Source organism: Caulobacter sp. 1776, from assembly GCF_040545685.1.
In the GTDB taxonomy this organism is placed as follows: Bacteria; Pseudomonadota; Alphaproteobacteria; order Caulobacterales; family Caulobacteraceae; genus Caulobacter.
In genome coordinates, this window is the sequence record NZ_JBEPMI010000007.1 from 219,211 (window position 1) to 230,925 (window position 11,715).

Below are 11,715 nucleotides of genomic sequence, written 5' to 3' on the forward strand. Positions count from 1 at the left end.
GGCCAAGGCGGTAGGGCAGCTTGATATAGCCCATGTCGACCGCGTGGGCTTCCAGCCCCGAAAGGCTTGCAGGGATCGCGGGTCAGCGTCTTGTCATGGCCGCCCCCGCGAGTTCGCCATGCGAAACGCGGCGAACACGCGCCACAAAACGCGGTCCACCTACGCGGAACAAGGTTCATGCGGGTTCCTCGACGACCACAGGCGCGCTCATGCCGAAAGGTTCGCCTGGCGCCACGCTCATCAACACGGTCACGGTCCGCTCGCCTTCCTTGGCGGGCAGCCGTGCGGTCAGGACGCCGGGCTCTGTATCCGTCTTGGCCGCGACCTTGACGCCGTCGACATAGACCTCGGCCGATCCCGTCAGACGGCGGAAGATCAGCGTGCCGCCGGCCCGCCGCACCGTCGCGCGCGGCGTGAAGGTCAGGCGATAGAGGACGAAGCCGCCGTGGGGATCGGCGGCCTGCAGCGGGCCTGGCTTGGCCCCGGTCCAGGAGTTCATGTCGTTGTCGGCCGGCTTCGTCGACGGGTCGGGACGATCCCGCGTCACCGGCGACACGCGCCAGTTGGACAGGGTCGAGACTGGCGGAGTCCGCGGCGCCGCGTTCCGCGACCCCGGCTGGATTGCCAGCCGCGTTTCAGCGGTCCGCAGTCCCGGTGATGACGCCTTCAAGCGCACGACACCACTGGAGCCTCTGTCGCTCTGCACGATCACCTGGGCCAGGCCGTTGAACAGGCTGCGCGCGGCGCCCTTTTCCGGTTCGTGGCAGTTGGGGTCGCCGTTGCCGAGGCCGATGATCCGTCCGTTGTCGATCTCGAACGTCACGAACGCGCTGGCCGTGGGAACCGTCCGTCCGGCCTTGTCCAGGGCCTCGACGGTGACCGGCGCGGCGTCGGCGCCGTCACCTGTCAAGACCGCTCGATCGGGGGTCAACCGCAAGGCGACCGGCGGGCCGGCGGTCTCGACGATTGCTTTCGACACCGGCCGGCCGCCGACATAACCGATCGCTTCCAGCCGCCCGGGCGCGTAGGGCACGGCCCACGACGGCATGACGAAGGGATCGACCGTCTGGCGTGAGATCAGCCGACCGTTCAGGCGCAACTCGACCGCCTCGGCGTTGGTCAGGGCCATCACCTTGATCGGCTGGCCTTCCCTGCCCGGCCAGGTCCAGTGCGGGGCCAAGTCCAGCAAGGGCCGATCCGCAATCCACTGGGCCCGATGCAGGAAGAACGCCATCTTCGGGAAGCCGCAAAGATCCATGGCTCCGAAGAACGAACTGGCCGACGGCCATTCGAACGGCGTGGGTTCGCCGCGATAGTCGAAGCCCGACCACAGGAAGGCGCCAGCCACGAATGGGCGCTTGGCGATCGCCTCCCAGGCCTTGCGGTGGGTGGCGCCCCAGGATGAGGGCTCCTCGTCGTTCTCGGCCAGGATGTTGCGCGCACGGTCGCTGAACCATTCGCCCCGGGTCATGAACGAGGACGTATCCTCCGAACTCATCAACGGCAGGTTCGGATGCTCGGCGTGGAACCGATCGTACTTGTCGGGCTGATAGTTGAAGCCGACCACGTCGACCGCCTGAGAGACGTTGATCGGCGTGAACATGCCGTCGTTCATCGCCGCGGTGACCGGCCGGCTATCGTCCAGGCGTTTCACGGCGGCCACCATCCTGCGGACCATCTGATAGCCCGCCTCGGTGCCCTGCATGGGTTCTTCGTTGAACACCGACCACAGGAAGACGCTAGGGTGGTTGCGGTCGCGGCGGATCAGCCATTCCAGCTGCCGCATGTAGTCGGGGCTGGGATTGAAGTTGCGGTTCTCGTCGAGGATCAGCACGCCCAGCCGGTCGGCCGCGTCGAGCATTTCCGGCGCCGGCGCATTGTGCGCGCAGCGGACGGCGTTGGCGCCCATCGCCTTGACCCGACGCAGCCGGAAGTCCCACAGACTGTCGGGCACGGCCACGCCGACCCCGGCGTGGTCCTGGTGCAGGCAGACGCCGTGGATCTTCAGGGGCCGATCATTGAGGAAGAAGCCTTCGGCGGCGTCGAACCTTAGCGTTCGAAAGCCGGTCGAGGTGATGGCCTCGTCGACCGTCTCGCCGGACCGCCGGACATGGGTGCGGACCGTATAGAGCGCCGGATCGCCGACCGACCACAGACGCGGGGCTGCGACGTCTAGGACGAGACGAGCCTCGGCCTGGCCCAACGGCGGGATCTCGGCGCTCGCGCGGCCCGCGACGACCACCTTGCCCCAAGGATCGATCAGCTCGGCTTCGACCTCGACCGCCTCGGTCTTGGATCCGATATTGCCCAGAGTGGCGGCGACCGGCAGGGTCCACCGCCCCTCCCCGTCCCGCCGAGGATCGGCATGGACGCCATCGTCGACGATGTGCACGGCCGCGCGCTTGGTCAGCCAGACGTGGCGATAGATGCCGCCGCCCTCGTACCACCAGCCCTCCATCGGATCGGCGTCGACCCGCACGGCGATGCTGTTGAGCTCGTCGCCGTAGCGGGCGAACGGGGTGATGTCGATCTGCAGCGCATTGTAGCCGCTCCAGTTGTGGGCCACGACGCTGCCGTTGACCCAGACCGTCGCGTTCGTGGCGATCGCCCCGAACTCGATCGAGAGGTGCTTGCCGCGATCGCCGGGCTCCAGCCGCAGGGCGCGGCGATACCAGGCCTTGCCGCGCGAGCGATAGCCCTGCGCCAGGTTCTCGTCCTTGTCGAACGGCCCTTCGACCACCCAGTCGTGCGGCAGGTCGAGTTCGCGCCAGTCGCTGTCGTCGTATTCGGACGCGGCCGCCCCCACGGCGTTGCCGGCCTTGGCGTTGGCGTAGGACCAGCCGTGCCCCTTGATTTTCGGAAACGGCACGTCGCCCAGGTGGAAGCGCCAAGCCCGATCCAGCGACAGTCGCTCGCCGGGGGCCTTGAGGCGCGGCACGGGATAGGGCGAATCGAGCGCCGCGGTCGCCCACGCCAGGCGCGGCGCGCCGCCGACCAGCGCCACGGCCGAGCTCGTCCCTAGGAAGCGGCGCCGGTTGAGGCTGATCCCACTCATTTCACGCATTTCACGCCCTCTGATCCCTAGCCACGCGTTGGCGTCTCGCGATGCGTTGCCGCCAAACTTGTCTGAGGAAAGTGTGGGCGCCCCCGACGCAGCTGTCATCAGAATTAGTCAGACAATTGCATGGTCGAACGGTGATGTCCGCCCGATGAATCCGGCGCGGCGCTTTGAGCTCAAGTCCTAGCGGCTCGGAGAGTGGCGGCGTTTGCCTGCCGCCGGAGCGGCGGCTGGCCGCGTAGCGAGGTGTTCGATCGACGCGCGCTCACGCCCGTCTCGATCGTCGGTCCGTTTTCCCCGCTGGGTTGCGTGCAACTGAACTTGAGATACCAATGTCGGTGTAGCGCGAAGCGCAGCTTGGGATCAGCACCTTGGCCGAGTTCTTGCCCACAGGAAACACGGCGCCGATACCCCTTCCGCCCGCCCGACTTCCGAGCGCCGCGATCTTCATCTTGGTCGCGTTCGGGCTGATCGGAACCTTCCTGCTCACCGCCGGCCGCGGCGAGTATCCAAACCTCCACACCATCCTCGACACCGGGATGGCGATGCTGTCCGGCGTCCTGGCGCTAAAATTGTGGAGCGCTGGCGAGCAGGTGTCCGACGATGTCGCCCGACGCCTGGCTATCGCCTTCTTGGTGACCGGGGCCATGGAAATGGTCCATGTCTTGGTGACGGTCGAATGGTCCGGTCCTCTGGCGGCCATCGGGGCCGCCAGCGCCGTGCTTCGCCCGTCGACCTGGCCGCCGCCTAGCCACTTGCTGCCCCTGGCGGTGATTGGCGCGCTGCTATGGCGGAGAAACGGCCGCGCCGGCTTGGCGACCTTCGGGGCGGCGACCTTGGCGGCGGCGGTCGCGCTGCTCATCGCCTATCAGCATCTGCCCACCTATCTGCCGCCGGGTCCGCTTGGCGTCACGCGTCCAGCGCTGATCTTGGCGCCGCTGCTATGGCTGATCGCCGGGGCCTTGGCCTGGCGCCGCGCCGGCGACGATCAGATCATCGGCGCTCTGCCCGCCACGGCCTTGGTTCTGGCCTTGGCCAATAGCGCGATCCTCTATTCGCGAGCGCCCGCCGACGCTCCAGCCATGGTGTCTCATCTGGGCAAGATCGCCGGCGATCTGACCCTGCTGCTTTTTCTGTTCCAGATGGCGTCACGGAACCTGCGCGAACGCGCACGCGCCGAGACCGCCCTGTCGGATCTGAACGTCGAGCTCGACCGTCGCGTCTATGAGCGGACGGCGCAGCTGGAGGCGGAGATCGAAGCCCGCCTTCGCGGGCAACGGCTGCTCGAGGCCGTCGTCGAGAATTCTCCGGCGGTTATCTACGTCAAGGACCTCCAGGGCCGCTACCTGATGGTCAATCGCCGCTACGCCGAGATCTTCCATGTCGACGGCAAAGCGATGATCGGACGAAGCGACCACGACATTTTCCCCGTCGAGGTGGCCGACGCGTTTCGGGCGGTGGATATGCGCGTGGCCGCCGCGGACCATGCTCTCACCGAGGAGGAGGTCGCTCCCCACGACGATGGCCCGCATACCTACGTCTCGGTGAAGTCTCCCCTACGGGACGAGACCGGTCAGGCCTATGCCGTGTTCGGCGTGTCGACCGACATTACGGACCGCAAGTCGGCCGAAGCCAAGCTCCGGACGCAATTCGAACGCCTGAGCCTCCTGGACGAGATCACCCGCGCCATCGGTCAGCGGCAGGATAACCAAAGCATCTTCCAGGTCGTCGTCCGCAGCATCGAGGATCAATTGCCGGCCGACTTCGCGTGCCTGTGCCTCTATGACGACGTCGAGCGCGAGCTGACGGTCTCGGCTGTCGGGGCCAAGAGCCGGTCGCTGGCCCTGGACCTGGCCATGCCCGAACGCGCCCGCGTCGCCATCGACCAGAACGGCCTGTCGCAGTGCGTGAGGGGGCGGTTGGTCTATGAGCCCGACATCGCCGAGGTCCCCTTCCCGTTTCCACGACGTCTGGCCGCCGGCGGCCTAAGGTCGATGGTCTGCGCGCCTCTGCAGGTCGAAAGCAAGGTGTTCGGCGTGCTGATCGTGGCCCGGTTCCAGCCCAACGCCTTCGTCAGCGCCGAATGCGAATTCTTGCGTCAGCTCAGCGAACACGTCGCCCTCGCGGCCCACCAAGCCCAGCTGCACGCGGCGCTCCAGGCGGCCTATGACGACCTGCGGCTGTCGCAGCAGGCGATCCTGCAACAAGAACGCCTGAAGGCGCTGGGCCAGATGGCCAGCGGCATCGCCCACGACATCAACAACGCCCTTTCGCCGGTCTCGCTATACGCCGACGCCATGCTGGAGACCGAGACCGGTCTCAGTTCCGCCGGCCGGGGCCAGCTCGAAATCATTCGCCGCGCCGTCGAGGACGTGGGCCAGACCATCGGCAAGATGCGCGAGTTCTACCGGCTGCGCGAAGCCCAACTCGAGACGGAGCCGGTCCAGCTCGGCGAACTCGTCGGCCAGGTCCTCGAACTGACCCGCGCGCGATGGAACGACATGGCCATCCAGCGCGGCGTCGTCATCAAGGTCGAAACCGACCTCGCGCCCGACCTGCCACCAGTTTTGGGCGTGGCGAGCGAGATCCGCGAAGCGTTGGTCAACCTCGTCTTCAACGCCATCGACGCCATGCCCGAAGGCGGGATCCTGAAGATGAGCGTCGCCGAAGCTCGGGCCGAGGCGGGCCGGGCCGTGCGGATCGAGGTCACAGACAACGGGGTCGGCATGGACGCCGAGGCGCGCCGGCGCTGTCTTGAGCCCTTCTTCACCACCAAGGGCGAACGCGGCACCGGCCTAGGCCTGGCGATGGTCTATGGCGTCGCCCAGCGCCACGGCGCCGACCTCGACATCCGGTCCGCGCCCGGCGAAGGCACGACCATTTGCATGACCTTCGCCGAAGCCAACGAGCCACGCTTGGCGACCGACGCGCCGCCGCTCGCGCCGCGCCGACGGCTACGCCTGCTCCTCGTCGACGACGATCCCGTCCTCCTCAAGGCGCTCGGCGATGCCCTGGAGAACGACGGACACCTGGTGACCTCGGCCAATGACGGCGCGGCGGGGATCGAGGCCTTCGAGGCCAGTCAGGCCGGAGAGGGCTTCGACGCCGTGGTCACCGATCTTGGCATGCCCTATGTCGATGGCCGTCGCGTCGCCGCGGCGATCAAGGGGCTGTCGGCCGCCACGCCGGTGATCCTGTTGACCGGCTGGGGCCAGGGGCTGCTCGCCGACGACGAAATCCCTCCCCATATCGATCTCGTGCTGAGCAAACCGCCCAAACTGCGTGAACTCCGCGCCGCCCTCGCCCGCTTCACGACATGAGTCAGTCCATGGTCGAAACCGACAATCGACAAGATGCCGACGGCCGTCACGCCCGCCTCCTGATCGTCGACGACGAGGCGGCGAACCTTCAGGCGCTGCGCGTGACGCTGGAGGCGAAGGGATTCGACGTCACCGGTTTCACCGATCCGGACCAGGCTCTGGAGGCGATCACCCTGGGCGCTTTCGACGTTCTGCTGACCGACCTCAAGATGCCATCGACCACCGGCGTCGAACTCCTGCAGCGGGCTCATGAGCGCGACCCCTACCTGGCTGGAATCGTCATGACTGGCGAGGGTTCGATCGCCTCGGCGGTGGAGTCGATGCGCAGCGGCGCCGTGGACTATGTCCTGAAGCCGCTGAAGCTCAGCAACCTCCTGCCGGTGCTGGCCAGCGCCCTGACTCTCGGGCGCCTGCGTCGCGAGAACGGCCAGCTCGAACAGAGCGTCCGCGCGCGCACGGCCGAGCTGGAGCGGGCGCTTGAGGAGGTCGATCGCCAAGCCGCTGAACGTTTGAAGGCCGAGCAGGCGTTGATGCAGGCCCAGAAGATCGAGGCCATCGGCCGCCTGACGGGCGGGGTCGCCCACGACTTCAACAACCTGCTGGCGGCCGTGATCGGCAATCTGGAGCTGCTACAGCGGAAGATCGAGCCGGAGGCGCCCTACAGGCGCTTTGTGGACAACGCCCTGGAAGCCGCCAATCGCGGCGCCAAGGTAACGGGCCAGCTGCTGGCCTTTTCTCGCACCCAGCGCTTGCGTCTTGAGCCGCTCGAGATCGACGCCACTCTGCAACGAAGTGACCCGTTGCTGCGTCAGGCCTTGGGTCCGGGCGTCGATCTCGAAGTGGAGCTCGAGGCCCAGGGCGCCTGGGCCGACACCGACGCCACCCAGCTGGAGCTCGCCGCCCTGAACTTGATCGTCAATGCGCGCGAAGCCTTGGCCGAGGGCGGCGTGGTGCGTCTGAGCACACGTCTCCAAGGCGATTGGATCGTCCTGGAAGTCGCCGATACAGGAGTGGGGATGACTCCCGAAGTGCTGGCGCGCGCCACCGAGCCCTTCTTCACCACGCGAACAGGGTCAGGCACGGGTCTCGGCCTCGCCCAGGTTCACGGCTTCGCGCGGCAGTGCGGCGGAGATTGCGAAATCGAAAGCGCGCCGGGCGCGGGGACGCGCGTGCGGATTTCGCTGCCGCGCGGTTCGGCGCCCGCGCTGATCGCCGAACCGTCGCCGCCCCCGATCGCGATAAGGCGTGAGGGCCTGAAGGTGCTGGTGGTGGACGACGACCGCCAAGTCCGCGAAAGCCTCTGCGAAGCTCTGATCAGCGAAGGCTTTTTCGTACGCTCCGCCGCCGACGGCCTTTCAGGCCTCGCTCAGCTGGAGACCGAAGTTCCGGACGCCGTGGTGCTGGACTACGCGATGCCAGGCATGACCGGCGCCGAGGTCGCCCGCCGCGCCCAGGCGGCGCACCCTCACTTGCCGATCGTCTTTCTGAGCGGTTACGCGGACTCCCTAGCCCTGGACCAGATCGAGGCCGCCGCCGTCCTGCGCAAGCCGATCGCCATTTCCGACCTCAGTCGGGCGGTGCGTTTGGCGGTCGGCTAAAGTGATGCCTGACCGCGCCAAGGGTAGACACGAACTCGGCGGCGTTTTGGGGGCGTCCCGTCTCCATGGGCAGCCGCATATACCGCGCTCGGTTGTATAGGAGCAGCGCTAGGGCGTCGGCGAGGTAGATTTACGTCGTGATCTCGCACCTGGGATCGGTGCGACAGATCGTCACCACAACACAGCCGTTCAATTCAACTATTTCACGTATATCGCGAGTTGAATTCAAAAAAGACGCAAATTCAATTTGTATGAGCGCGTTTATAGCGCGTTTTACCTAGGACGAAAACTCAGATCAGGCTCTCTTTTCCTAGGTGCGACAAAGCAGACTTTCGAATTTTACCGTTCGTTGACCTTGAGTCGCTTCCTTTGCGCGACAGCTTGGGCTTGGGGAAAGCGCGATGATCGGCATAGGCAATCGTTTGAATGGCCATTCGGCCAATACCTTGGCGGCGTTAAATCGCTCGCTGGCCACCATCGAGTTCGACTTGAGCGGCAAGATCCTGACCGCCAACACCAATTTCTGCGAGGCGATGGGCTATAGCCTCGCGGAGATCGTCGGCAAGCATCACAGCCTTTTTGTCGAGCCCGGCTACGCGGCCAGCCAGGAATATCGTGATTTCTGGGCCAAGCTTGGCCGTGGCGAATTCGACGCGCGCGAATATCTGCGGATCGGCAAGGGCGGCCGCGAAGTCTGGATCCAGGCCTCCTACAACCCCGTGCGCAATCGTTCCGGCAAGGTCGGGAGCGTGGTCAAGGTCGCCACGGTGGTGACCGAGCAGAAATTGCGCAACGCCGATTTCGAGGCCAAGCTGGCCGCGATCGGGCGCGCCCAGGCGGTCATCGAGTTTTCGACGGACGGCTTGGTGCTCGACGCCAATCAGAACTTTCTCGACGCGCTCGGTTACAGCCTTTCGGAGATCAAGGGCCAACCGCATCGGATGTTCGTCGAGCGCGCCTATGCCAGCTCCCCTGAATATACCGAGTTTTGGCGGCGGCTGAACGCCGGCGAATATGTCGCCGCGGAGTTCAAGCGCATCGGCAAGGGCGGCAACGAGGTCTGGATCCAGGCCTCCTACAATCCGGTGTTCGGCCCTGGCGGACGTGTCGCGAAGGTGGTGAAGTTCGCCACCGTGGTGACGGGCCGGATCGACGCGATCAACCAAATCGCGGGCGGCCTCGAACGCCTGGCCGCCAATGACTTGAGCTGTCGACTGAACCGGCCGATCGACCCGCAGTTCCAGAAGCTGCGCGACGACTTCAACCGCGCCCTGGCCGCGCTTGACGAAGCCATGAGCGCGGTGGCTGTGATCACGGGCAGCGTGGGCGCCGGCGCCGAGGAGATTTCCAAGGCTTCGGACGATCTTTCGCACCGCACCGAGCAGCAGGCCGCCAGCCTCGAGGAGACGGCCGCCGCCCTCGACGAGATCACCGCCACGGTCAATCGTAGCGCCGAAGGCGCGCGTCAGGCCGCCGCCGCCGCGGGGGCGACGCGGGTGGACGCGGCGCGCTCGGGCGAGATCGTCGGCGACGCCGTCGCGGCCATGGGCGAAATCGAGACCAGTTCCGCGCAGATCGGCCAGATCATCGGTGTGATCGACGAAATCGCCTTCCAGACCAATCTGCTGGCCCTGAACGCTGGCGTGGAAGCCGCGCGCGCCGGCGAAGCGGGTCGAGGCTTCGCCGTCGTCGCCCAAGAGGTTCGCGCGCTGGCGCAGCGTTCGGCCGATGCGGCGAAGGAGATCAAGACCCTCATCTCCAACAGCGGCGCTCAGGTCGAGCGCGGCGTGAAGCTTGTTGGCGAAACGGGTCGCGCGCTGGGCGCGATCGTCGAGAAGGTCGGCCAGATCGACAGCCTGATCTCCGAAATCGCCCAGTCCTCCCGCGAACAGGCCACAGGGCTGAGCGAGGTCAATGTCGCGGTCAACCAGATGGACCAGGTCACGCAACAGAACGCGGCGATGGTCGAGGAAGCCACGGCGGCCTCCGCCAACTTGAAGTCCGAAGCCGCCGACCTGCGGCGAATGGTCGGCCAATTCAATGTCACCGGAGCTTTGGCGGTCAATGCGTCGTCGCCGGCCCCTCGCAGCGCCCCTCGTCTAGCGATGCGCGCCTAAGCGACCAGCCGCGGCTCCGCGGCGCCGGCGCGCGACCGCTGGGACGAGTTCGAAGCCCCACCTCATCCTGCCGACACGCGCGTCTGGATGAGCCTGATCGCCTCGTGGGCCGACAGCGCCGCGCCTTCCTGCCAGGCGTTGATGTAGCTCATGTGCTCGCCGGCGAAGTAGAAGGCGCCGTCGGGTTTGCAGAGTTCGGCGTAGTCGGTGGCGCGCTGCGCCTCCGTCCAACCCACGGCCACGCCCTCGCTGTAGGGTGTTTGCATCCATGACACGGTGAAGGGCTTGGTCAGCTCCTTGCCGTGTCCAGGATGGAACTTGTCGATCACCCTGCGCGAGATCGCGAAGCGGTCCTCGAACGACATCGCCGCGTATTTCGGCGGCGCCTCGGGCCCGGAGAAGCCGATCGAATAGGCCCCGACCAGGATCCCGGTCTTCTCGCCAATGCCGCCGCTGGGATACCAGACCAGTTCATTGGCCTCGTCGGTCCAGCCCAGACCGCCATACTGGAAGTCGTCCTGTTCCCAGAACCGCCGACTCTCCCAGGCGACCTTGGTGCCGTGGTGATATTCGGCCGCCGCGATCGCTTGCTTCACGCGCGGCGTGAAGTCCGACGGGATCTTGGCTAGCACCGGCAGCGGGATGGTGCAGACGCAGAAGTCGGCTTCCAGGGTCTTGGCTCCCGCCGCGTCGGCGTAGTCGATCTTCACGCCTTTCGGCGTCTTGCGCAGCGCCTTGACGACGGCTCCGAATGTCACGGCGGGCTTCACTTGCTCGTAGAGGGCGTACGAGATCCGATCCATGCCGCCGACCGGCTGCAGCATGGTGGCCTGCATGTCGATGATCTCCTCGAAGATCAGACTGGCGCCCCAGAAGCGCGACTTCATCATGTCGGCCATGCGCAGCGGCGGACCGCCCTTGGGCGGATGGTCGTAGCCGCCCGGCGAGGCCAGGAAGCCGGCCCGGGTCGAGCCCTCGTAGGTGTTCTTCGACAGATCGCCGTAGGCCGAGAGATAGCCCAGCAGTTTCTGCTTATCGACACCGGTCAATTCCTGATCCAGCGCGCCCTTGTCGACGGCCTTGGCCAGCAGCTCGGTGAAGGCGCCGCGCGTGTCGTTGACCGCCTGGCGCTCGGTGACCACCTGGCCGGCGAAGTCCAGCTTGGCGGAACGGTTGGCGTTGACCATCACCTCCAGCGGCACGTTCAATTCCTGGCAATAGCCGAGAACTGCGTGGTGCCATTGCGGGATGCGGGCGGGGCCGGCGTTGAAATAGGCGTGTTTGCCCTCGGCCCAGTCGACGACTTGGTCGGGACGCCCTGTCTGGACGATCTCGGAGCCGCTCCGCACCGACCAGGCGCGGCCGCCGGGACGGTCGCGGGCTTCCAACACCGTCACCGCGTAGCCGGCCTTGCGCAGCTCGAAGGCCGACACCAGGCCCGCGATCCCCGCGCCCAGGATCGCCACCGACTTGCCCGCCCCGCCGCCGGCCGGCAGCTTCGGCGGACCGGCATAGGCGCGCGGCGCGGCCAGCAGGCCCATGCCCATCATGGTGGTATAGAGCGCGCCGTAGCCGCCGGCCTTGCCCACGGACGTCAGAAAGCGTCGTCGCGAAATACCCAT

At 66.6% G+C, this 11,715-nt stretch carries 5 protein-coding genes; 3 read left to right on the forward strand and 2 right to left on the reverse strand.

Annotated elements, in window-relative coordinates:
• Positions 1-175: 175 nt before the first annotated feature.
• Complete coding sequence (gene galA / locus ABIC66_RS19605) at positions 176-3,064, reverse strand: beta-galactosidase GalA (RefSeq protein WP_354072336.1); 2,889 nt, start codon at positions 3,062-3,064, stop codon at positions 176-178.
• A 446-nt stretch (positions 3,065-3,510) separates the two neighbouring features.
• On the opposite strand from galA, the gene ABIC66_RS19610 reads away from it, so the two are divergent.
• From ABIC66_RS19610 to ABIC66_RS19620, 3 genes are all read left to right on the forward strand, one after another.
• Positions 3,511-6,378: a hybrid sensor histidine kinase/response regulator gene (locus ABIC66_RS19610; RefSeq protein WP_354072338.1), complete on the forward strand. Its 2,868-nt coding sequence runs from the start codon at positions 3,511-3,513 to the stop codon at positions 6,376-6,378.
• Positions 6,379-6,386: 8 nt separating this feature from the next.
• Entirely contained in the window at positions 6,387-7,976 is a 1,590-nt protein-coding gene (locus ABIC66_RS19615; protein WP_354072340.1) for a response regulator, read from the forward strand.
• A gap of 401 nt (positions 7,977-8,377) precedes the next feature.
• Positions 8,378-10,093 (forward strand): methyl-accepting chemotaxis protein, encoded by a 1,716-nt coding sequence (locus ABIC66_RS19620; RefSeq protein ID WP_354072342.1) that lies wholly within the window; start codon positions 8,378-8,380, stop codon positions 10,091-10,093.
• A gap of 62 nt (positions 10,094-10,155) precedes the next feature.
• Here the strand turns inward: ABIC66_RS19620 and ABIC66_RS19625 are convergent, their stop codons facing one another.
• Complete coding sequence (locus tag ABIC66_RS19625; RefSeq protein WP_354072344.1) at positions 10,156-11,715, reverse strand: flavin monoamine oxidase family protein; 1,560 nt, start codon at positions 11,713-11,715, stop codon at positions 10,156-10,158.

What these genes read in the sequence shown, in the direction of transcription:
- galA (WP_354072336.1), bottom strand. Translation starts at nt 3,064, where the DNA reads ATGCGTGAAATGAGTGGGATCAGCCTCAACCGGCGCCGCTTCCTAGGG.
- ABIC66_RS19615 (WP_354072340.1), top strand. Translation starts at nt 6,387, where the DNA reads ATGGTCGAAACCGACAATCGACAAGATGCCGACGGCCGTCACGCCCGC.
- ABIC66_RS19620 (WP_354072342.1), top strand. Translation starts at nt 8,378, where the DNA reads ATGATCGGCATAGGCAATCGTTTGAATGGCCATTCGGCCAATACCTTG.
- ABIC66_RS19625 (WP_354072344.1), bottom strand. Translation starts at nt 11,715, where the DNA reads ATGGGTATTTCGCGACGACGCTTTCTGACGTCCGTGGGCAAGGCCGGC.